The 22,071-nt window shown below is 68.2% G+C and carries 22 protein-coding genes; 7 read left to right on the forward strand and 15 right to left on the reverse strand.

Going from position 1 to position 22,071, the window contains the following annotated elements; translation table 11 throughout:
- From IXW21_RS17165 to IXW21_RS17185, 5 genes are all read right to left on the reverse strand, one after another.
- Positions 1–205 (reverse strand): helix-turn-helix domain-containing protein (locus IXW21_RS17165; RefSeq protein WP_194764836.1); only part of this gene is annotated, 205 nt, incomplete at its 3' end.
- A gap of 94 nt (positions 206–299) precedes the next feature.
- On the reverse strand, positions 300–1,520 hold the full coding sequence (locus tag IXW21_RS17170) for an MFS transporter (RefSeq protein WP_194765458.1): 1,221 nt from the start codon (positions 1,518–1,520) through the stop codon (positions 300–302).
- Between the two features lie 9 nt (positions 1,521–1,529).
- Entirely contained in the window at positions 1,530–1,862 is a 333-nt protein-coding gene (locus IXW21_RS17175; protein ID WP_194765459.1) for a thiamine-binding protein, read from the reverse strand.
- A gap of 4 nt (positions 1,863–1,866) precedes the next feature.
- Entirely contained in the window at positions 1,867–3,102 is a 1,236-nt protein-coding gene (locus tag IXW21_RS17180) for a hypothetical protein (RefSeq protein WP_323742299.1), read from the reverse strand.
- Positions 3,099–3,935, reverse strand: a complete 837-nt coding sequence (locus tag IXW21_RS17185; RefSeq protein ID WP_194765460.1) for an NAD(P)H-hydrate dehydratase — start codon at positions 3,933–3,935, stop codon at positions 3,099–3,101. The genes IXW21_RS17180 and IXW21_RS17185 overlap by 4 nt, the downstream gene beginning before the upstream one ends.
- 56 nt (positions 3,936–3,991) lie before the next feature.
- On the opposite strand from IXW21_RS17185, the gene IXW21_RS17190 reads away from it, so the two are divergent.
- Positions 3,992–5,059, forward strand: coding sequence for an NADH:flavin oxidoreductase/NADH oxidase (locus IXW21_RS17190; protein ID WP_194765461.1), 1,068 nt, complete (start codon positions 3,992–3,994; stop codon positions 5,057–5,059).
- A gap of 75 nt (positions 5,060–5,134) precedes the next feature.
- Here IXW21_RS17190 and IXW21_RS17195 read toward each other — a convergent pair whose 3' ends face one another.
- From IXW21_RS17195 to IXW21_RS17205, 3 genes are all read right to left on the reverse strand, one after another.
- Positions 5,135–6,196, reverse strand: coding sequence for a hemolysin family protein (locus IXW21_RS17195; protein ID WP_194765462.1), 1,062 nt, complete (start codon positions 6,194–6,196; stop codon positions 5,135–5,137).
- A complete protein-coding gene (locus IXW21_RS17200) occupies positions 6,193–7,509 on the reverse strand; it encodes a hemolysin family protein (protein ID WP_194765463.1) in 1,317 nt (438 codons plus the stop codon). Before IXW21_RS17200 ends, IXW21_RS17195 begins: the two co-directional genes overlap by 4 nt.
- A 112-nt stretch (positions 7,510–7,621) precedes the next feature.
- Positions 7,622–9,076, reverse strand: coding sequence for a GuaB1 family IMP dehydrogenase-related protein (locus IXW21_RS17205; RefSeq protein WP_194765464.1), 1,455 nt, complete (start codon positions 9,074–9,076; stop codon positions 7,622–7,624).
- A 160-nt stretch (positions 9,077–9,236) separates the two neighbouring features.
- Between IXW21_RS17205 and IXW21_RS17210 the strand changes: the two genes are divergently transcribed.
- Positions 9,237–12,917 (forward strand): multifunctional oxoglutarate decarboxylase/oxoglutarate dehydrogenase thiamine pyrophosphate-binding subunit/dihydrolipoyllysine-residue succinyltransferase subunit, encoded by a 3,681-nt coding sequence (locus IXW21_RS17210; RefSeq protein WP_194765465.1) that lies wholly within the window; start codon positions 9,237–9,239, stop codon positions 12,915–12,917.
- Positions 12,918–13,002: 85 nt separating this feature from the next.
- Here IXW21_RS17210 and IXW21_RS17215 read toward each other — a convergent pair whose 3' ends face one another.
- Genes IXW21_RS17215 through IXW21_RS17225 form a run of 3 tightly spaced genes read right to left on the reverse strand, consistent with a single transcriptional unit; the run spans position 13,003 to position 15,242 of the window.
- A complete protein-coding gene (locus IXW21_RS17215; protein ID WP_194765466.1) occupies positions 13,003–14,307 on the reverse strand; it encodes a GNAT family N-acetyltransferase in 1,305 nt (434 codons plus the stop codon).
- Positions 14,308–14,337: 30 nt separating this feature from the next.
- Complete coding sequence (locus IXW21_RS17220; protein WP_042541911.1) at positions 14,338–14,583, reverse strand: zf-HC2 domain-containing protein; 246 nt, start codon at positions 14,581–14,583, stop codon at positions 14,338–14,340.
- On the reverse strand, positions 14,580–15,242 hold the full coding sequence (locus IXW21_RS17225) for a sigma-70 family RNA polymerase sigma factor (RefSeq protein ID WP_194765467.1): 663 nt from the start codon (positions 15,240–15,242) through the stop codon (positions 14,580–14,582). The genes IXW21_RS17220 and IXW21_RS17225 overlap by 4 nt, the downstream gene beginning before the upstream one ends.
- Positions 15,243–15,312: 70 nt before the next feature.
- Here IXW21_RS17225 and aroA point away from each other — a divergent pair, with 70 nt between their 5' ends.
- The 3 genes from aroA to bcp are packed head-to-tail and all read left to right on the forward strand — an operon-like array spanning position 15,313 to position 18,188.
- Positions 15,313–16,638: a 3-phosphoshikimate 1-carboxyvinyltransferase gene (aroA, locus tag IXW21_RS17230; protein WP_194765468.1), complete on the forward strand. Its 1,326-nt coding sequence runs from the start codon at positions 15,313–15,315 to the stop codon at positions 16,636–16,638.
- Positions 16,635–17,705: a ribosome small subunit-dependent GTPase A gene (rsgA, locus tag IXW21_RS17235; RefSeq protein WP_194765469.1), complete on the forward strand. Its 1,071-nt coding sequence runs from the start codon at positions 16,635–16,637 to the stop codon at positions 17,703–17,705. Before aroA ends, rsgA begins: the two co-directional genes overlap by 4 nt.
- Positions 17,706–17,714: 9 nt before the next feature.
- Positions 17,715–18,188 carry a thioredoxin-dependent thiol peroxidase gene (gene bcp / locus IXW21_RS17240; RefSeq protein ID WP_194765470.1) on the forward strand — a complete coding sequence of 158 codons (474 nt, stop codon included), beginning with the start codon at positions 17,715–17,717 and terminating at the stop codon, positions 18,186–18,188.
- A gap of 32 nt (positions 18,189–18,220) precedes the next feature.
- On the opposite strand, the gene IXW21_RS17245 is transcribed toward bcp, so the two are convergent.
- Complete coding sequence (locus tag IXW21_RS17245; RefSeq protein ID WP_194765471.1) at positions 18,221–18,604, reverse strand: hypothetical protein; 384 nt, start codon at positions 18,602–18,604, stop codon at positions 18,221–18,223.
- Positions 18,605–18,837: 233 nt separating this feature from the next.
- Here IXW21_RS17245 and IXW21_RS17250 point away from each other — a divergent pair, with 233 nt between their 5' ends.
- Entirely contained in the window at positions 18,838–19,086 is a 249-nt protein-coding gene (locus IXW21_RS17250; protein WP_017203224.1) for a WhiB family transcriptional regulator, read from the forward strand.
- A 59-nt stretch (positions 19,087–19,145) separates the two neighbouring features.
- Here IXW21_RS17250 and IXW21_RS17255 read toward each other — a convergent pair whose 3' ends face one another.
- Both IXW21_RS17255 and IXW21_RS17260 read right to left on the reverse strand, forming a co-directional pair.
- Complete coding sequence (locus tag IXW21_RS17255; protein ID WP_194765472.1) at positions 19,146–20,627, reverse strand: sensor histidine kinase; 1,482 nt, start codon at positions 20,625–20,627, stop codon at positions 19,146–19,148.
- A 24-nt stretch (positions 20,628–20,651) separates the two neighbouring features.
- A complete protein-coding gene (locus IXW21_RS17260; RefSeq protein ID WP_194765473.1) occupies positions 20,652–21,038 on the reverse strand; it encodes an Rv3235 family protein in 387 nt (128 codons plus the stop codon).
- A 126-nt stretch (positions 21,039–21,164) separates the two neighbouring features.
- Here IXW21_RS17260 and IXW21_RS17265 point away from each other — a divergent pair, with 126 nt between their 5' ends.
- The gene (locus IXW21_RS17265; protein ID WP_194765474.1) at positions 21,165–21,764 is read left to right on the forward strand and encodes a hypothetical protein; all 600 of its coding nucleotides are present in this window, start codon (positions 21,165–21,167) and stop codon (positions 21,762–21,764) included.
- Here IXW21_RS17265 and IXW21_RS17270 read toward each other — a convergent pair.
- The gene (locus IXW21_RS17270) at positions 21,752–22,030 is read right to left on the reverse strand and encodes a helix-turn-helix domain-containing protein (protein WP_194765475.1); all 279 of its coding nucleotides are present in this window, start codon (positions 22,028–22,030) and stop codon (positions 21,752–21,754) included. The two genes, IXW21_RS17265 and IXW21_RS17270, sit on opposite strands and share 13 nt — an antisense overlap.
- Positions 22,031–22,071 lie beyond the last annotated feature (41 nt).

The following is a 22,071-nucleotide window of genomic DNA, read 5'->3' on the forward strand; positions in this document are numbered from 1 at the left end:
TCCGCGCAGGATGGGACCTGGCGACACTGGACCGGTCCACCAGCCCCGCGGGGCCGGACTCGCGGAACCTGCGCCACCACCGCCACGCCGTCGTGCGCGAGATACCCATCTCCGCCGCCACATGCGCGACGGCACGACCGGACTGGATGCGCTGAACCATGATCAACCTGCCGGCCGGAGTCAGCCGGGCATTAGCGTGGGACACGAGAAGCCTCCGTGTGATCGAGCTGCAGAACTAGACAGCTCCAACTCGACACCGGAGGCTTCTCCTACGTCAACAACGATCTGGGTCAGTACAGCTAGAGCGAGGCGAGAGCGGTCCGTCTCGCGTCGACCCGGTACGACACCAGAGCGATCAGCAGACCGGCGACCGCGAGAAGCGCGCCGGTCCACGACGGGGCGGTGTATCCCCACCCGGCGGCGATCACGACCCCGCCGAGGAACGCGCCCAGGCTGTTGCCGATGTTCAGCGCCGAGTGGTTGAGAGCGGCGGCGATCGACTGGTTGTCGCCGGCGACGTCCATCAGCCGCGTCTGGATCGTGGGGCTGAGCACCGATGACACGAAGCCGACCACGAACACGAGGATGCTGAGCGTGACGATCCAGAAGGACAGCGCCCCCAGAAGAGCGAGGACGAGAGCCAGCACCGCGAGGCCGATCAGCAGCGTACGGCGCAGATCGATGTCGGCGAGGTGCCCACCGACGATGTTGCCTGCGGTCATTCCGAGGCCCATCAGCACGAGGACGATCGGCACCGCCCACTCGGGCGAGCCTGCGACGTCCGTGACGAGCGGCGCGATGTAGCTGTAGACCGCGAAGAAGCCGCCGAATCCGATCGCTCCGATTCCGAGCGCGAACCACACCTGCGGAATCCGGAACACGCCCAGCTCTTCCCGCATCGTCCGACCGGGCGATCCGGGATGCTCAGGCACGAAGAACACGATGCACAGCGTCGCGAGCGCGAAGACGAGAGCGACCACCGCGAACGCGGCGCGCCAGCCGAACTGCTGACCGAGGAACGTGCCGAACGGCACCCCCACCACGTTGGCGATCGTGAGTCCGGTGAGGATGAACGCGACGCCCTTCGCGCGCTTGCCGGGCCCCATCACGTCCGCAGCGACCAGAGCACCGATGCCGAAGTAGGCGCCATGCGGCAGACCGGCGAGGAATCGCGATGCACCGACCAGCTCGAAGGTCGGCAGCACCACGGTGAGGGCGTTGAACAGCGTCAGCGCGAGCGCGAGTCCGATCATCACCCGATGCCGGGGGAACCGCGCCACGAAGCCGGCGATCGTCGGAGCACCGACGACGACGCCCAGCGCGTACAGCGAGATCAGCCAGCCGGCCTGACTCAGGGCGTCTTCCGGACTGGCGGCCCATTGCGTGGGGAGCAGCTCGGTCGCGATGTCGGGCAGCAGGCCCATGATCACGAACTCGGTCATGCCGATGCCGAAGCTGCCGATGGCGAGGGAGAGGAGCGCCCACTTCGCCGCACCCCTCGATTCAGTCGAGGGATTCACTCGTCGATTCTACCGGTCGTCGGACTCCTCGATCGCCGACTCCAGGCGATCGATCTTCGCGTCCAGCTCGCCTGTGTATCCGGGGCGGATGTCGGCCTTCAGCACGAGCGAGACTCGAGAGCCGAACGGCAGCACCGCCTCGGTCGCGCGCTTGACCACGTCCATGACGGAATCCCAGTCGGGCCCCTCGATCTCGGTGAACATGCTCGTCGTGCGATGCGGCAGCCCGGACTCGCGCACGACCTTGACGGCGGCGGCGACGGCGTCGTGCACCGACGCATCGGAACGCTCGGAGCCGTCGGCAGGGGTACCGCTCGGCGCGACGGAGAAGGCGATCAGCATGGGTTCACTCCTGGGGATGGGTGGGGCGGGGAGTCGGCACGGCGACGAGGGCACGGATGCCGACGACGAGTCCGACCACGAGCAGGACGTTGCGGAGGGTCAGGATCGCGACGGGGACGAGATCCGCACGCAGAAGAGCGTCATAGGTCAGCGGATAGACGAGGCAGGTCAGCGCGCACAGGGCGAGTGCGATGACCGCCGACGTCGCGACCCTCGTCCGGTCGACGACGAACCAGAGGATCACCGGTGCGATCACCCACGACTGGAACTGTGGAGAACCGACCTTGTTCATCACGATCAGCGCGAGCACGAGAGTGAGGGCGAGGGGCGGGAAGAGGCGCGAGAAGGATGTTCCTCGCATCGTCTTCATCGCGCCGATCGCGGTGACCACCACGACGAGCACGACCATGAGCGGTGTCAGCACGGCCGCGACCGCCTCGGCGCCCGGCGCGACGATCTGGAAGGTGAGGATGTCGAAGCTGTACTCGATGCGGGCCGCACCGACGAGCGCCATCCAGAGGAACGGCGTCGCCGCGACGGCCTCGATCTGAAGGCCGCGCCCGGTCTGCGCTGTCAGGAAGCCGAAGATCTCGGTGTCGGCCCCGAGAAGCAGGAGTGCTCCGATGACGCCCGCCGTCACAGCGGCTGCGGTGAGGGCGATGCGCATACGGTGCCGCGAGGCCACCACCGCCGCGAGGACGAGAGCTGCCGGCCAGATCTTGATCCAGGCACCGATCGTGAGCAGAGCGGCCGCGACGGCGGGGCGACGGGTCAGCCACAGTCCCCCGACCACGGCCAGCGGCACCGCGATCGCGTCGATGCGGTACATCGCGATGGGTCCCAGCAGGAGCAGCGCGGCGGTCCAGAACCACGCAGCTGCGCGGCGTGGCCGCGATGCAGGCCTGAGAAGCACAGCGAAGGCGATCGCGTCGAGCACGGTGACCAGCACCGCCCACGCGACCAGATAGGCCGCGGAGACCCCGAGTGAAGCGACGAGCGGGAGCGAGATCACCTTCGCGGCGAGCAGGGGAACGAGGGCGAGCTGCGGATACACCCAGGTCTGCGTGATGCCGACGACGGGGCCGCCCGTCGCCGTCGATGCCGCCCACGGCTCGTAGACGAGCACCACGTCGCCCATCGGCTGGCTCGGGTAGACCCACCCGGCGACCGCGACCGCGACATGCACAGCGACGAATGCGACCCACAGGGCGACCACGTGCGGCCTCGAACGCCCGGTCACGTGAGAAGTTCCGCAAGGGCTCGCGGCAGCGCCTCGGCGACGTCGAGGGCGACGATCGGGTGTCCGGGCCGTGCACCCGCGCCGTCGGTGCCGGAGGCGAGACGGGCGGCATGTCCGTGCACCCAGGCCCCCGCCGCCGCGGCCTCGACGACGGACGCCTCGGGGTTGGCGGCGAGCACGGCGCCCAGCACTCCGCCGAGTACGTCTCCGGTACCCGCCGTCGCCAGCCATCCGGTGCCCGCGGCGACTCGGATGACGGCGCCGTCGGCAGAGGCGATCAGGGTCTCCGCCCCCTTGAGCAGCACGGTCGATCCCAGTGCCGCGGCCATGTCGGTCACCGCGGTCACCCTGTCCGAATCGGCGCGCAGACCGAGCCTGTCGCGCAACCGCTCGAACTCGCGCGCGTGCGGGGTCAGCAGCACCGGCGCCGCCGCCCCGGGAACGAGGTCCAGCGCTCCGGCGTCCACGACCACCGGAACCGCGCCGTCCAGAATGGCGCGCAGCTCGCGCTCCTCGGCCTCGGTCCGCTCCCGCGCATCGGTTCCCGACCCGATCACCCATGCACCGACCCGGGCACCGGCGGCGTGTCGTGAGACGACGGTCTCCGGACGCCGCGCGATGACCGCATCCGCCGCGCGTCCGGCGCCGATGTAGCGCACGAACCCGGCTCCGGCGCGCCACGCGGCCTCGACCCCGAGCACAGCGGCCCCCGGATACGCCGGAGACCCCGTGCACAGGCCCACGACCCCGCGGGAGTACTTGTCGTCCGACGCCTCGGGCGCCCGCACGAAACGCGCTGCATCGTCTCGGGACCAGTCGCGCACATCGGGCATGACTCCACGTTAGTCGGACGGCCCCGCTCTTCCGGAGCGGCGGTAACGTCGGGGAGGTGAGCATCCTCTTCTCCCCTCTGAGCATCCGATCGATCACCGTCAGGAACCGACTGTGGGTCTCCCCCATGTGCATGTACAGCGCCGTCGACGGCGTCGTGCAGGAGTGGCACCACACGCACCTCGCGCAGTTCGCCTCCGGCGGGGCCGGCCTGGTCGTCGCCGAAGCCACGGCCGTCGTGCCCGAGGGACGGATCTCTCCGCGGGACGTCGGACTCTGGAACGACGAGCAGCGGGACGCCTGGGCGCCGATCGTCGATGCGATCCACGCCCGCGGGGCGGCGGCCGGAATCCAACTCGCGCACGCCGGACGCAAGGCCTCGACCTGGTGGCCGTGGGCGGAGAACCGCGGCTCGGTTCCCGCCTCGGACGGCGGGTGGACGACGACAGCGCCCTCGCCCGTGGCGTTCGACGGCTTCGCGCCCCCGGAGGAGCTGGATTCCGACGGGATCGAACGCGTCGTCGAGGCCTTCGCCCTGTCGGCCCGGCGCGCTCTCGGCGCCGGTTTCGACGTGCTCGAGATCCACGGAGCGCACGGATATCTGCTGCACCAGTTCCTCTCGCCCCTGTCCAACCTGAGGCAGGACGAATACGGCGGGTCGCTCGAGAACAGGGCGCGCCTGCTGCTGCGCGTCGTCGACGCGGTGCGTGCGGCTGCCGGCGATGCCGTACCCGTCTTCGTGCGCATCTCGGCGACCGATCACGCCGACGGCGGATTCACCGAGCAGGAGGCCGCGGTCGTCGGGGGCTGGGCGACCGAGCGCGGCGCCGACCTCATCGACGTCTCGAGCGGCGGACTCGTCGCACACCAGAAGATCAGCGTGTTCCCCGGCTACCAGGTTCCCCTCGCCTCGACCGTCCGTCAGGGCGGGCGCATCCCGGTGTCGGCGGTCGGTCTCATCACCGCCGCCGAGCAGGCCGAGCAGGTGCTCGCCGAGGGATCCGCCGATGCGATCTTCGCGGGACGTGAATGGCTCCGCGATCCGCACTTCGCGCTGCGGGCCGCACACGAACTCGGTGCCGAGGTCGCATGGCCACCGCAGTATGAACGGGCGCACTGGCACTGACGCGCGCCGCACACGCAGAGCGAAGCCCTCCGACCAGACCGGGTAGGAGGGCTTCGCTCTGTCAGTCGTCAGTCGTCAGTGTCCGCGCACGCGGCGGGTCGCGTCCTGGACCTCACCGACGAGCTCCTCGAGGATGTCCTCGAGGAAGAGCACTGCCGTGGTCGCGCCGTTGGCGTCACGGACCTTCGCGAGGTGTCGACCGGCGCGCCTCATCACGGCGAGAGCGTCCTCGAGGTCGGTGTCCTCCTGCACGGGCACCATGTGGTGGATCCGTTTCGAGGGCAGCGGCTCGAAGAGCTTCGCGGCAGCATCCGGGCCGTCGGAGGCACGGAGGATGTCCTTGAGGTGCACGTACCCGACCGGCGCGCGCTCGTCATCGACGATCACGTAGCGCGAGAATCCGTAGCGGGCGACGGCCTTCTCGATGTCATCCGGTGTCGTCGATTCCGGCAGCGTCACGAGGTCGCTCAGCGGCACCGCGACGTCACGCGCCTTCTTGTCGGTGAACTCGACCGCGGCCGCCACGGCGCCCACCGTGTCGGCGAGCACCCCCTCACGTCGTGACTGATCGACGATCGTCGCGACCTCGTCCAGAGTGAACGTCGAGGCCGCCTCGTTCTTCGGCTCGACCCGGAAGAGGCGGAGCACGCCGTTCGCGGCGGCGTTCAGGACCCAGATGACCGGCATGAACGCCTTCGACACCCAGACGAGCGGAGGCGCCAGCAGCAGCACCGCGCGATCGGGAACCGAGAATGCGAGGTTCTTCGGGACCATCTCGCCGAACACCACGTGCAGGAACGACACCACCAGCAGGGCGATCGCGAACGAGACGGCGTCGACGACCCCGTCCGACCAGCCCAGGGCATGCAGTGGCGTCGCCAGCAGGTGGTGGATCGCCGGCTCCGACACGTTCAGGATCAGGAGGGAGCAGATCGTGATGCCGAGCTGAGACGTCGCGAGCATGAGCGTCGCATGCTCCATGGCGTACAGCGCGGTCTTCGCGGCTCGCGACCCCTCCTCGGCTCGCGGCTCGATCTGCGAGCGACGAGCCGAGATGACGGCGAACTCGGCGCCCACGAAGAACGCGTTCGCGACGAGAAGGACGACGAGCCAGGCGATACCTGCCCAATCGTTCATCGGGTCACCCCCTCATCGGTACTGCGCTGACTCGCCACGTAGCGGACGCGATCAACCCGGCGTCCGTCCATCCGCACGACCTGCAGCGTGCCCGTGTCGAGCGGCACCTCATCACCCACGACCGGAACCCTCTCGAGGACACTCATGACGTATCCGCCGACGGTGTCGTATACATCGCCCTCGGGCACTGCGACGCCGGCTCGGCTGCGCAGTTCGTCGGGACGCAGCTCACCGGGGAACGTGACGCCGTCGCGTCCCACGACGACACCCGCGCGCATGCGGTCGTGCTCGTCGACGACCTCGCCGACGATCTCTTCCACGAGGTCTTCCAGGGTGACGAGCCCGGCGGTCCCGCCGTATTCGTCGACCACCACGGCGAGCTGGTAGCCCCGTGCGCGCAGTTCGGTGATGAGGCTGTCGACGTGCGCCGTCTCCGGCACCCGCAGGGGCTCGGTCGACAGCGCGCCGACCGGCACCTCCGCGCGACGCTCGCGCGGCACCGAGATGGCCGCCTTGAGATGCACGACTCCGGTGATGTCGTCGAAGTCGTCGTCGTACACCGGGAATCGGCTGTGCCCCGTGCGGCGTGCGAGCTGGATCACGTCGTCGGCCGAGTCGCCTGCGGCGATCGCGTGCATGCTCGGTCGAGCGGTCATGACGTCGGCGGCCGACAGTCGCGAGAAGGTGAGGGTGCGATCGAGCAGGGTCGCCGTGTCGGCCTCCAGCACGCCGGCGCTGGCGGAACGACGCACCAGAGACGACAGCTCCTCCGCGGTCCGGGCGCCGGAGAGCTCCTCCTTCGGCTCGATGCCCATGCTGCGCAGCACACCGTTCGCGCTGCCGTTCAAGACGACGACGGCCGGCTTGAACACCGTGGTGAACGCGACCTGGAAGGGCACGACCAGCTTGGCCGTGGCGAGAGGAAGGGCGAGCGCGAAGTTCTTCGGCACGAGTTCGCCCAGGATCATCGACAGCGCGGTCGCGACGACCATCGCCACGACCGTGGCTATGGGGGCGACGGCGGCTTCGGGGAAGTTCCAGGCGACGAGCGTCGGGCGCAGCAGATTGGAGAGCGCCGGCTCCATCGTGTAGCCGGTGAGCAGAGTGGTCAGCGTGATGCCGAGCTGTGCGGCGGAGAGATGCGTGGAGGTGTGGCGCAGTGCGCCGATCGTCATGGCGAGCCGCGACTCTCCGCGTGCCTGACGGGCCTCGAGGTCGGCACGGTCGAGATTGACCAGAGCGAACTCGCTCGCCACGAAGAGACCGGTGCCGATCGTGAGAAGGAGCCCCACGCCCAACAGGACGTAATCCATCAGTGTGTCCCCTCAGAGACGAGGGGCGGGCGGTGGGGCGATCTACTGCAACTGGGAGGGTCGTCCATAGTGTCCCGATTCTACGGGATCCTCGCCCCGGCGGGCTGGAACGTCACCAGCTGACCGGCAGCGCCTTCCCCTCCTCGTACCCCGCCGCCGACTGGAGCCCGACGAGCGCACGGTCGTGGAAATCGGGCACCGAGGCGGCACCTGCATACGTGAACGACGAGCGCACACCCGAGGTGATCATGTCGAGCAGGTCCTCGAGGCCAGGGCGCAGCGGATCGAGGTAGATCTTCGACGAGGAGATCCCTTCGGCGAAGAGCTCCTTGCGAGCACGCTCGTATGCGTCGAGGCGTCCGAACCGAGCCTGCACGGCCTTCGTCGATGCCATCCCCCAGGACTCTTTGAAAGTCCGTCCCTCGGAGTCCGTCTGCAACTCGCCCGGCGCCTCGATGGTGCCGGCGAACCATGAGCCGACCATGACGGATGCCGCGCCGGCAGCGAGCGCGAGGGCGACGTCGCGGGGGTAGCGGACGCCGCCGTCCGCCCACACGTGCGCGCCGACCTCTCGAGCCGCTTCGGCCGTCTCGAGGACGGCGGAGAACTGCGGCCGGCCGACCGCGGTCATCATCCTGGTCGTGCACATGGCGCCGGGGCCGACTCCGACCTTGAGGATCGTGGCGCCGGCGTCGACGAGGTCCCTGACCCCATCGGACGTCACGATATTGCCCGCGACTATCGGAATACCAGGATTCAATTTGGCGACCTCGGACAGCGCCCGGAGCATCCCCTCCTGATGGCCGTGTGCGGTGTCGATCACCAGGACATCGACGCCCGCCGAGACGAGCGCACGGGCCTTCGCCCCGACATCGCCGTTGATCCCGACGGCGGCAGCCACCGCCAGTCGGCCGTCGCGATCGACGGCCGGCCGGTAGAGAGTCGAGCGCAGCGCACTGCGGGCGCTCAGCGTGCCGACGAGATGGCCGTGGTGCACGATCGTGACGATCTCGACGCCGGCGTCCGTGATGACATCGAACGCGTGGCGCTCCGATCCGATGTCCTCGGCGTCGAGCGACGGCGTCCCCGCATGCACGAGATCTCCGAGCTGGGCATCGGGCAGCGCCGTCGCCAAGCGAGTCGCGGGGAGGACTCCGAGAATCCGCTCCACCGGATACGGTGCCTGTCCTGCCGCGACCACCACGCCGTGCCCCGGTGCGGCGGGGAGCAGTCGCAGGGCGTCGGCCACGGTGGCGTTCGGCGCCAGCACCAGCGGGGTGTCCCACAGCACCGGTTGGGCCTTGACATCGCGGATCGCCGCGTCGAGAGCCTGCAGCGGCATATCCTGCGGCAGCACTCCGAGCCCGCCGCGCCGCGCCAGCACCGCGGCGAGTCGGGGGCCGGTGACCGAGTTCATGTTCGACGCCACGAGGGGCAGGGTCGCCGGGGTGCCGTCCTGGGGCGCCAGATCCACCTGCAGGCGGCTCGTCACGGCCGATCGGCGCGGAACCAGGAACACGTCTGAATAGGTCAGATCGACTGTGGGCGACTCACCGGAGAACTCCATGGCTCCACGCTACTCAGATCGACTGCTCGAAGGCACTCCGCTTCGACGATTGCGTGACGAAACACGTTAGGCTTGTCGATCGAGAGTGTGCGGACCCGAAACGCATCCTGCGTCGCGGTGTGCACATGTGGAATTCAGCGATGAAAGAGGGCGATCGAGCGTGTCGAACCAGGTGACCGGCGTCGGGGGCGACGGGGGGTTCGGAGCCAATTCCTGGCTCGTCGAAGAGCTCTATGAGCAGTTCAAGGTGAACCGCGACTCCGTGGACAAGGAGTGGTGGCCGATCCTGGAGAAGTACCAGTCGGATGCCGCGGCCGGCGCGACCGCTCCTGCTGCTCCCGCACCGACGGCAGACCAGAACGCTCACCCCGTGACGGCTCCCATCCCCGTGATCGGTGCCCAGCCTGTGGCTCGCACCACCACGAAGCCGGCTGTCGCCGCACCGATTCCCGCCCAGGCCCCCAAGCCCACGGCCAAGGAGGCGGCTGACGCCGCCGAGGAAGACAAGATCACGCCGCTCCGAGGGCTGCAGAAGACCCTCGCCGCGAACATGGACGAGTCCCTGACCGTCCCCACCGCGACCAGCGTTCGCACCGTCCCCGCCAAGCTGATGATCGACAACCGCATCGTCATCAACAACCACATGGCGCGCACGCGCGGCGGCAAGATCAGCTTCACCCACCTCATCGGGTGGGCTCTCATCCGCACGCTCGACGAGTTCCGCAGCCAGAACGTCTTCTACGCGGAGATCGACGGCAAGCCCTCCGTCGTCGCCCCCGCGCACGTCAACCTCGGCATCGCGATCGATCTGCCCAAGCCGGACGGCACGCGCGCGCTCATGGTGCCGAGCATCAAGCGCGCCGACACGATGTCGTTCAGCGAGTACCTCGTGGCTTATGAGGACCTGGTCACGCGGGCACGCAACAACAAGCTCACCGCCGCCGATTTCCAGGGCACGACCGTGTCGCTCACCAACCCGGGCGGAATCGGCACCGTGCACTCGGTGCCCCGCCTCATGAAGGGGCAGGGCTGCATCATCGGCGCCGGCGCCCTCGAGTACCCGGCGGAGTTCCAGGGCGCGAGCGAGCGGACGCTGAACGAGCTCGCGATCGGCAAGACGATCACTCTGACGAGCACCTACGACCACCGCGTCATCCAGGGCGCCGGTTCCGGCGAGTTCCTCAAGAAGGTCCACGAGCTGCTCATCGGGCAGCGCGGCTTCTACGACGACATCTTCGCGGCGCTGCGCATCCCTTACTCCCCCATCCGGTGGAACCCCGACATCGCCGTCGACCTCGCCGAGCGCGTCGACAAGCAGTCCCGCGTGCAGGAGCTGATCAACTCGTTCCGTGTGCGCGGTCATCTGATGGCCGACATCGATCCGCTCGAGTACGTGCAGCGGTCGCACCCCGACCTCGAGATCGAGAGCCACGGCCTCACCTTCTGGGATCTCGACCGAGAATTCGTCACGGGCGGCTTCGGCGGCCGGCGCGTCGCCAAGCTCCGCGACATCCTCGGGGTGCTGCGTGACTCCTACTGCCGCACGATGGGCATCGAGTACATGCACATCCAGGACCCCGAGCAGCGCCGCTGGTTCCAGGAGAAGGTCGAGGTCAAGTACCAGAAGCCCGGCCACGACGAGCAGCTCCGAGTCCTCCGCAAGCTCAACGAGGCCGAGGCGTTCGAGACTTTCCTGCAGACCAAGTTCGTGGGCCAGAAGCGCTTCTCGCTCGAGGGCGGAGAGTCCCTCGTCCCACTGCTGGACGAGATCCTGCAGGGTGCGGCGACCGCCGGCCTCGAAGGTGCCGCGATCGGCATGGCCCACCGAGGACGTCTGAACGTTCTCACGAACATCGCCGGCAAGACCTACGGTCAGGTGTTCCAGGAGTTCGAGGGCATCCAGACCCCCGGCAACCAGCGCGGCTCCGGCGACGTCAAGTACCACCTCGGCACCGAGGGCACGTTCATCGCGGACGACAAGTCGGAGCTGCCGGTGTACCTCGCGGCCAACCCGTCCCACCTCGAGACGGTCGACGGCGTGCTCGAAGGAATCGTCCGCGCCAAGCAGGACCGCAAGCCGATCGGGACCTTCACCTGGCTCCCGATCCTCGTCCACGGAGACGCCGCATTCGCGGGTCAGGGTGTGGTCGTCGAGACGCTGCAGATGTCGCAGCTCCGCGGCTACCGCACCGGCGGCACGATCCACGTCGTCGTGAACAACCAGGTCGGGTTCACGACCCTCCCGAACGACTCGCGCACCTCGGTCTACTCGACCGACGTCGCGAAGACGATCCAGGCGCCGGTCTTCCACGTGAACGGCGACGACCCCGAAGCCGTGATCCACGTGGCACAGCTCGCGTTCGAGTACCGCGAGCGGTTCCACCGCGATGTCGTCATCGACCTCGTCTGCTACCGCCGCCGTGGCCACAACGAGGGCGACGACCCGTCGATGACGCAGCCGCTGATGACCGACCTGATCCAGGCCAAGCGCTCGGTGCGCAAGCTCTACACCGAGTCGCTCGTCGGTCGCGGCGACATCACCGAAGAGGAATACGACGAGGCCAAAGCCGACTTCCAGAACCGACTGGAGATCGCGTTCGCAGAGACGCACGCCGCCGAGACGGGTGCGACACCGATCGCGCAGGAGCTTCCTCCTGTCGACGAGCAGGTCGGCGCTCCCGAGATCACCGGTGTGTCGAACGAGGTCATCCAGCTCATCGGCGACGCCTTCGTGAACAAGCCCGAGGGCTTCACCGTGCACCCCAAGCTGCAGCAGCAGCTCGAGAAGCGTCTCGACATGAGCCGCAACGGCAACATCGACTGGGGCTTCGGAGAGCTTCTCGCCTTCGGCTCGCTCCTGGTCGAGGGAACGCCCGTGCGTCTCGCCGGTCAGGACTCGCGACGCGGCACCTTCGTGCAGCGTCACGCCACCCTGCATGATCGCGCGAACGGCCAGGAGTGGCTGCCGCTGTCGAACCTCTCCGAGTCGCAGGGTCGCTTCTTCGTGTACGACTCGCTCCTGAGCGAGTACGCCGCCCTCGGGTTCGAGTACGGCTACTCGGTCGAGGCTCCCGAAGCCCTGGTGCTCTGGGAGGCGCAGTTCGGCGACTTCGTCAACGGCGCCCAGTCGGTCATCGACGAGTACATCTCCGCGGCCGAGCAGAAGTGGGGACAGCAGTCGAGCGTCACCCTGCTCCTCCCGCACGGGTACGAGGGCCAGGGACCGGATCACTCCTCGTCGCGCATCGAGCGGTTCCTCCAGATGTGCGCGCAGGAGAATATGATCGTCGCGCGTCCCTCGACGCCCGCATCCTATTTCCACCTGCTGCGCCGTCAGGCATACGCGCGTCCGCGCAAGCCGCTGATCGTCTTCACGCCGAAGGCGATGCTGCGTCTGCGCGGCGCGACGAGTCCTGTCGAGGCATTCACACAGGGACGCTTCGAGCCCGTGATCGACGACAGCCGCGACCTCGACCGCGCTGCCGTCAAGCGAGTGCTCGTGCACTCGGGCAAGGTCCACTGGGACCTGCGCGCCGAACTCGAGAAGAACCCGAACCCGGAGGTCGCGCTCGTCCGGCTCGAGCAGCTGTACCCGACTCCGATCGACGCGCTGAAGGCGATCACCGACTCGTACCCGAACGCCGAGCTGGTCTGGGTTCAGGAAGAGCCGGAGAACCAGGGTGCGTGGCCCTTCCTGGCTCTCGCCTTCGCCGACGTGCCGGGTGACCGCAGCTTCCGTCCGGTCTCCCGTCCTGCGTCCGCATCGCCCGCGACCGGCTCGTCGAAGGTGCACGCCGCAGAGCAGGCGAAGCTGCTCCGCGACGCCCTGACGATCGGCTGATCCGGCCACACGCAGAAGAGGGCGCCTCGGTGATCGAGGCGCCCTCTTCTGCGTGTGCGCTGCTGACTGCGCACGCGGCCGAGGCTCAGTACCAGATGTCGAGCGACGGCGTCGGGAACGAGACGAAGGCACGGTCGAGAGCCTCGACGGTCTCCGCAGACGCGTCGATGCGGCCTGCGGCGTGGAGCGTCGCCGCGCGCACTCCTCCGGCGTACAGAACGGAGAGCGCCGACACGTCGAGCTCTGCATCGGCGGGCCGGCCCGCAGAGGCCGACACCGACGCGCGACCCTCATCATCGACGACGAGTCGCCAGTCGCCGGCTGCGAACCCCAGCGCATCCCGGACTCGGAGCACCGTATCCACGGGCGCCGAATAGTGTCGCTCGCCGAGCGCTATGGGCACGTCGAGCACCCGGAGCCAGCCGTGGTCGTGCACGGTCTGGGTCACGCCGCGGGGATCACGAACGAGCCAGGGCAGCGGGTCGTCGAGCGGCCGCAGATCGGCCGTCACCTCATCGACGAGATCGTGCTGCACAGCGAACTGCCACAGGGCGGCGGTGGCCTCGGACGTCTCCGCCACGAGCAGACGGACCTGCAGAGAGAACCGGAACGACCCGCTCCTCTCACTCAGGACGAACACGATCACGCCGCGTACTGCGCCGGAGGAATCGCGGTACCGGACTCCCCGCACCTTGTCGCGGTCGGTGTCGCTCGGAGAGAGCCCGGCCATGCCCTCCCACCGTGACTCCCACCCGGGGATCTGCCCGGGGCGCACACGGCGCGCCCGGTCGTGCACGGACCCGAGTTCGGCAGCCAGGCTCTCACGTTCGACGTACTCGAACGAACCGCGATGCGCAGGACCCGCCCATCCGGCGCGGCGCGTGTCGACGGAGTAGCGAGCGACCGGCAATGCGGAGCCGAAGCCGTACCGCCCGTAGATCGTCGCTTCCGAGACCGTGAGCCCCGCGATGGGCACGCCCGCGGATGCGGCTGCGCGCAACTCTCCCTCGAGGAGGGCTCGGGCGATACCCCGCCGCCGGTGGGTCGCAGACACCGTGACGCCGCTGATCGCCCACATCGGAAGTGATTCGCCGCCCGGAATCACGACGGGCGTCACCCAGGAGTCGATGGTCGCCACCGGGCGGGAATCCACTCCCGCCGACTCGTCGTACACACCGATGTTCCGCCGAGCCTCGAGCGTCCGGCGTCCGAACCGCAGTTCGTCCTCGGACGGATCACCGCCGAGGAAACCTCGCGCCGTGGCACGGTGGAAGTTCTCAGAGGCAGCCGAGTCCGATGTGTCGAGGACGCGGTAGCTCAGGGACTCCGCTGCGAGCCTCGCGGCGGACGCGGGGTCAGCGGGAACGTCGAGAAAGTCGAAGGCCGTCATGCCACCACCCTACGGGGCGGCTCCGACTCCTCAGTGCTGAGCTGCCTGGACCTCGCGAAGACGCGCGAACACCTGATCGCGCAGCTCTTCGGGAGCGGTCTCCTTGCACGCACGCGCAACGACCTCGGTGAGGGTCGTCGCGACGAGGGCCTCATCCCTGCAGGACGGGCAGTTCTCGAGATGCTCACGGATCTCGGTGTGCTCTGTGTTGCAGACCTCGTTGCGGAGGTACTCCTCGAGATCCTTGCGGGCCTTGTCGCAGCCGCAGTCGGTCATTTCCTGCTCCTCGGGTCGGCCGCGGAGATTCCCCGCTCCGCGGCGTAGTCGGCCAACAGCTCCCGCAGCATGCGCCTGCCTCGATGCAGACGACTCATCACGGTGCCGATGGGTGTCTTCATGATGTCCGCGATCTCCTGATACGCGAACCCCTCGACATCGGCGAGGTAGACGGCGAGACGGAAGTCCTCGGGCACGGCCTGAAGCGCGTCCTTCACGACCGACGCAGGCATGTGGTCGATCGCCTCGGCCTCGGCGGAACGCCCGTGCGACGCGGTCGTGGATTCCGCTCCGCCCAGCTGCCAGTCCTCGAGCTCGTCGATCGTTCCCTGGAAGGGCTCTCGCTGCTTCTTGCGATAGATGTTGATGTACGTGTTCGTGAGGATGCGGTAGAGCCACGCCTTGAGATTCGTGCCCTGCGCGAAGCTCGACCACGAGCCGTACGCCTTCACGAAGGTCTCCTGAACGAGATCCGCGGCGTCGGAGGGGTTTCGGGTCATGCGCATCGCGGCGGCATACAGCTGATCCATGAACGGGATCGCCTGCTCCTCGAATTCGCGTCGAGGGTCGCTGACCGTGTCTGCGGTTACGGTGTCATCCATCACCGGCCAGTCTAGGCCGACGACGTCTGTGAACTCGCGTTCCAGCGTGGCGAGCATGCTCTCTCCTCCTCGGCGAGTCCGCTCCATTCGGTCAGGCGGCTACTCGCGTTTACTAAGGTGGGAACCGATGAGCGCCAACAGGTATTCCCCCTCCCCTGTCCAGGGCGCCTACGTGGCGCCGACGACCTCCGATGCCGTGCGCGCCACGGTGACGATTCCGGGGTCGAAGTCGCTCACGAATCGTGAGCTCATCATCGCCGCGATCGCCGACGGTCCGGGGCGGCTGATCGCGCCTCTGCACTCCGACGACTCCCGTCGGATGGTCGATGCGCTGCGCGCACTCGGGGTGGGCATCGAGGAGGTCGACGGCGACGGCGAGTTCGGCCCTGACCTCGTGGTCACGCCCGCCCGACTCGAGGGGGGCACCACGGTCGACTGCGGTCAGGCCGGGACGGTGATGAGGTTCATCGCGCCGCTGGCAGGCCTGGCGCTGCACGACGTGCATCTGACGGCGCACGAGACCGCACTGCACCGACCGATGGGCGGACTGATCAGCGCGCTGCGCGACCTCGGCGTCGACATCGACGACGAAGGGACCTGGGCGCTGCCCTTCACCATCCGAGGCCACGGGCGGATCCGCGGCGGCCGCATCGAGATCGATGCATCCGCGTCCAGCCAGTTCGTCTCGGGACTGCTCCTCGCCGCACCCCGGTTCGATGTGGGCCTCCACCTCGTGCATACCGGAGAGCGCCTGCCGAGTCTCCCGCACATCGACATGACGATCGAGGCCCTGAGCCGACGGGGTATCCGCATCGAGCGTCCTGCGACCGGAGAATGGCTCGTCGAAGCCGGGGTACCCCGGGCGAAAGAGATCCACATCGAGCCGGATCTCTCGAATGCCGCGCCGTTCCTCGCCGCCGCGCTGGTCACCGGCGGCGCGGTGTCGATTCCCGGCTGGCCGGTGCACTCGACGCAGCCTGGCGCGCTTCTGCCCGAGATCCTGCAGGCGATGGGCGCTCATGTCGGACGCCACAGCGGAACTCTCACTGTGAAGGCCGGAACCGAGATCCGCGGACTCGACCTCGACCTGTCCGCCGCGAGCGAGCTGACGCCGACGCTCGTCGGGCTGGCGGCATTCGCCTCCGGTCCGACCACGATCCGAGGGATCGGACACATCCGGCTCCATGAGACCGACCGCATCGCCGCGCTCATCGCCGACATCCGCGCTCTCGGCGGCGAGGCCGAGGAGCTCACCGACGGGCTGCGCATCATCCCACGCCCGCTTCACGGCGGCTCCTGGGCGGCGTGTCACGATCACCGCATGGCCACCACCGGCGCCCTGATCGGCCTCCGCGTCCCCGGCGTCGAGATCGACGACATCGGCACCACGGCGAAGACCCTCCCGGAATTCACGCTGCTGTGGGAACGCATGCTGCGAGGCGAATCCGCGTGAGCTGGCTCGACGACTCCGACGATCTCGACGACGACTTCGAGGCGTACGACGAGAGCAGCTTCCGCACACGCCCCAACCCCAAGGCCAACCGGCCGCGGACCAAACGGCGTCCCGCACATGAGGATGCGCAGATCGGGCGGGTGCTCGGTGTCGATCGTGGTCGCTACTCGGTGCTGCTCGATGAGGACACCCCCGACGAGCATGCGATCACAGCGGTACGCGCCCGTGAACTGCGCCGAACCCCGATCGTCACGGGTGATCGTGCGCGCGTCGTCGGAGACACCACCGGCGACGAGGGCACACTGAGTCGCATCGTCGGCATCGTCGAGCGCACCTCGCTTCTGCGTCGCAGCGCCGACGACACCGATCAGGTCGAGCGCGTCATCGTCGCGAACGCCGATCAGATGCTGGTCGTGGTCGCCGCCGCCGATCCCGAGCCGCGCGCACGGTTGGTCGACCGCTACCTCGTCGCCGCGCTGGACGCAGGCATCCGTCCTCTCCTCGTGGTCACCAAGACCGACCTCGCCGACCCGAGCGAATTCCTCGCGCACTTCGACGGACTCGATCTGCGCGTCTTCACCAGCGCGCAGGAAGAGATGCCGGTCGACGAGATCGGCGCCGCACTCGTCGGACACTCGACCGTGTTCGTCGGTCATTCGGGTGTGGGCAAGTCGACGCTCGTGAATGCGCTCGTACCGAGCGCGCTCCGTGCGACAGGTCACGTGAACCAGGTGACGGGACGCGGCCGACACACCTCCTCCTCCACAGTCTCGCTGCGCTGCGAAGGCCCGGAAGGCGCAGGATGGGTGATCGACACCCCCGGTGTGCGCTCCTTCGGACTCGGCCACGTGCAGCCCGACAACATCCTCGCCGCCTTCACCGAGCTCGCCGAGATCGCGGAGGAGTGTCCGCGCGGATGCACCCACCTGCACGATGCGCCCGACTGCGCCCTGATCGAGGCCGCCGAGCGCGGCGAACTGAGCGAGACAGGACTCGCGCGTCTGGACTCGCTGCAGAGACTGCTGCAGACCTTCGCCGACAAGGCCGAGCAGTCGCCCGGCCGATAGGCTGGAGCCGTGACTGTGCGCCTGGAACCCGGAACCGCTGCCCCTGACTTCGCTCTGCTCGACCAGGACGGTGCGACCGTGCGCCTGTCCGACCTGCGTGGCCAGAAGACCGTGCTGTACTTCTACCCCGCGGCCATGACCCCGGGATGCACGACTCAGGCCTGCGACTTCCGCGACAGCATCTCGTCGCTTCAGGGCGCCGGCTATCGAGTCATCGGCGTCTCCCGCGACGAGCCCGCTAAGCTCGCCGAGTTCCGCGACCGCGACGGACTCACCTTCACGCTCCTCAGCGATCCTGACCACGCCGTGCACGTGGCCTACGGTGCCTGGGGCGAGAAGATGAACTACGGCAAGGTCGTCGAGGGCGTGCTGCGCTCGACCTTCGTGCTCGACGAAGACGGCACGATCGACCTCGCCCAGTACAACGTCAAGGCGACCGGTCACGTCGCGCGCCTGCGCAAGCAGCTCGGCATCGACTCCTGACGACACCGGCTTGCCGCTGTGTCGGCGGCGAGTCAGTCGGCGGCGCGCTCGTTCTCGGCGCGCGTGCTGGCGATCAGGAGCCCGAAGCAGGCGACGGCAGGAACTCCGACCGCGACGGTGAACAGCCACGGGACCGGCTGCAGCGTCAACGAGGCCAGCGCCAGCGCCACCGCCAGTACCTGGAAGACCACTCCACCGGACCGTGCCCAGGAGTGTCCTCGCCTCGTCCCGATCGCGAACGCCACGAGCGCCGCCGCACCGATCAGGGTCAGCACGATGAGCGCCAGCGCCGTCGGCAGCGAGGCAGCGTCACCGGCACCGAGGCCGACGAGCTCGATCAGAGCGAACACGACGAGCGCCGCGCCTTCCGCAGCGAGGACCGCCGCTGCCGCGAGCGCGAGGCCTGGTGAACGCACGATGTCTCCTGAGAATCGAATGAGAACGATCGAAACCCTTGATTTCGCCGGTTTCATGTAACAGAATAGACAGCGTCATGTGCTCCCACAGCGGCGTGGGGCGGGCTTCGTGCCTGCATCACAAATGCGGGCATCCGTCCGTATCTCATACAGGGTAGCTGAACCCGATCTGCACCCGAAATCCGAGTACGTCGCGAAGCGACATCTCTTGAAATCCACACCGAGGAGCCCCCATGGATTGGCGCGACAAGGCCGCCTGCTTGACTGTCGACCCCGAACTGTTCTTCCCCGTCGGGAACACCGGTCCGGCAGTCGACCAGATCGAGAAGGCGAAGACCGTCTGCGCCACCTGCACGGTGACCGAGATCTGCCTGCAGTACGCCCTCGAGACCAGCCAGGACTCGGGCGTGTGGGGCGGTCTCTCCGAAGACGAGCGACGTGCCCTCAAGCGGCGCGCGGCACGCGCACGACGCGCCTCCTGAACAGACGAGAAGCGGCCCGAGACAGTGTCTCGGGCCGCTTCTTCGTATGTCGGCGCTGGTTACGTGGTGAGCCAGCGCAGCGGGATGTCGATGACGACCTCCGTGCCTTCGCCCTCGCTGCCGTGCCACTCGATCGAACCGCTCAGCTCGCCCTGGATCAGCGTACGGATGATCTGCGTACCGAGTCCCTGGCCGATCCGCCCCTCGGGCAGACCGTGTCCGGTATCGCGGACGGTGACGCGCAGGTTCTCCTCGGTGCGGGCGGCGTCGATCGTGACGATGCCCTCCTGTCCGGCGAGACCGTGCTCGACCGCGTTCGTGACCACCTCGGTCAGCGCGAGTGCCAGCGGCGTCGCATACTCGCTCGGCAGCACCCCGAAGCGACCGGTCGACTGGGTCCGTGCACGCGTGTTCGGGGCCGAAGCCACCTCGGCCACCAGCTTCAGGACTCGGTGGAAGACCTCGTCGAAATCGACCTTCTGAGTCAGTCCCTGCGCGAGTGTGTCATGCACGACGGCGATCGAGTCGACCCGTCGCATCGCCTGAGTGAGTGCATCGCGCGCTTCATCGGAGTGCGTGCGTCTCGCCTGGATGCGCAGCAGTGACGCCACGGTCTGGAGATTGTTCTTGACGCGGTGATGGATCTCCCGGATCGTCGCGTCCTTGGTGATGAGCTCCTGCTCCTGATGGCGCAGTTCCGACACGTCCCGGCACAGCAGAATCGCACCGATGCGCGTTCCGTGGTCTTTCAGCGGGATCGCCCGCAGCGACACCGTCACTCCGCGTGCCTCGATGTCAGTGCGCCACGGCGCTCGGCCCGTGACGACGACCGGCAACGATTCGTCGACCTGGCGAGACGGGGGCACGAGGCGGGTCGTGACCTCCGCGAGCGATTCGCCCTCGAGCTCGTCATCGAACCCCATCCGGTTGAAGGCGGACAGTGCGTTGGGGCTGGCGAAGGTCGTGATCCCGTCGACGTCGATGCGGATCAGCCCGTCGGAGGCACGAGGCGCGCCTCGCCGTGGCGACGTCGGGGCGGCAAGGTCGGGGAAGCTCCCGTCCGCGATCATCCGGAACAGATCGTTCGCGCACTCGTCGAATGTGATCTGCTGGCGCGATGGCGTGCGCGCCTCGCCGAGGTTGGTGTGGCGCGTCACGACGCCGATCACCGACGGCGACTGGCCACTCGGACGCGCATTGACGATCGGGACTGCCCGCACACGCGTCGGTGTCTCCTCGAACCAGTCCGGCGAGGACGAATCGACGATCTCGGCGGAATCGAACGCTCCCTGGACCTGTGTCCGCCACTGCGGACGCACTCTCTCACCGACGATGTCGCGGTAGAAGAGAGTGGCTGCGCCGCTCGGGCGGGCATGGGCGACCGCGACGAAGGAGCCGTCCTCGGTCTGGACCCAGACGACGATATCGGCGGAGGAGAGGTCGGCGAGAAGCTGGCCGTCGCCGGCGAGCCGATGAAGCCACTCGACGTCGTTGTCGGCCAACAGGCCCTGGGCGTGGGCGAGATCACTGAGGGTTGACACCCCTCCAGCCTAGAGCGACTCCGCTCAGAGGATCGCCAGTGACGTGGTCCGCCAGCGACGGTCGAGACCCTCGAGACGGATGGCGACGGCGCGGGTCCGTCCGGGACCGGCGACGACGACCACGGCTTCGATCTTCCCGTCGACGGGCTCCGTGACCCGCGTCGAGAGGATGGCGAAAGTCGGGCGCGCAGGCGAGACCCCCCTCGCACTGCGCGCCCTGGCCGACAGGTTCGCTCTCGTCACAAGACTGCGGTACGCATCTTCGCTGAACCACCGAGCGAGCTGGTCGACTTCTCGTACCCCCGCGAGCACCTCGAGCACGCCATGAGTGAGACTTCGCAGCAGTGGAAGCGGATCCGGCAGCTCGGCTCGGGGCGTCGGCTGTGGTGCGAAATACTCATGAAGCGTCATCGGCGGCACTCTCGATCGGGGTGGACAGCGCCCAGTAGAGCACCCGGCGCAGAGCGGAATCCGGGGTTCGGACGACGAATGTGGATAACTCGTACACCGGTGGGTGGTGTGGCCTACGGTGAGCGGGTGCACTGGGATCGACTGTTCGAGAACCTCGAGGGCCAGCTGGCTGCCGAGTGGGAGAGCGAGCGCGCGGCGCTCGATGCGGAATCCGAGCGTCTGCGCATCTCACGCCTGGAGCTGCGCACTCGCCTCCGATCGCTCTGCGCCGATTCAGCACCGGCGACGTTGGACCTTCCAGGTCATCGAATCCGCACCCGTCTGCAGTCCTTGGGCGCCGACTGGGTGTCTGTCACCATGACGGACGGCGAATCGTCGCGCGCGGTGCGCATCATCCCCCTGCACGCCATCATGGGGCTGAGCATCGACCACGGACTGCTCCTCGCGAGTCTCGAGGAGAGCGACACTCCGGCTCCGTCACTGCGAGAGCGTATGACCCTGGGCTTTCTCCTCCGGGACTTCGCGCGGCGCCGCACACCGGTCAGGATCATCGGTGTCGACGGAGCCGATCTGCACGGGACAGTAGACCGGGCGGGTGCCGATCATCTCGATCTGGCTCTCCACGATCCCGGAACCGCGAGGCTCGCAGGCGCGGTTCAGGGTTTCAGGCTGCTGCCGTTCGCAGGAGTGGCCTCGGTCCAGACCATGGTCACTCAGATGCCGTGAGCGTGCGAGGTACCCCAGACCTCCGGGAAGCTCGCCTCGTCGGCCTGACGCCACAGCGCCATTCGTCGCGACTCCTCCGACTGCTCTGCGAGGTACTCGCCGAGACTCGACGCCTCCACCCGCCACCGCGCGGGTGATCCGAGCTTCGAACCGCGCAGACGCCCCGCGCAGACGAGCTCGACGACCTCATCGACGTCGATGCACAGCAACTCGGCGACCTGCGAAGGAGCGAGAAAGCGCTGGGCAGACGTGAACGCATCGGACATGTCCCCATTCTCTCGCGGCCCCGCGAGAACGCCCGACGAGA

Source organism: Microbacterium sp. UFMG61 (assembly GCF_015354505.1).
In the GTDB taxonomy this organism is placed as follows: domain Bacteria; phylum Actinomycetota; class Actinomycetes; order Actinomycetales; family Microbacteriaceae; genus Microbacterium.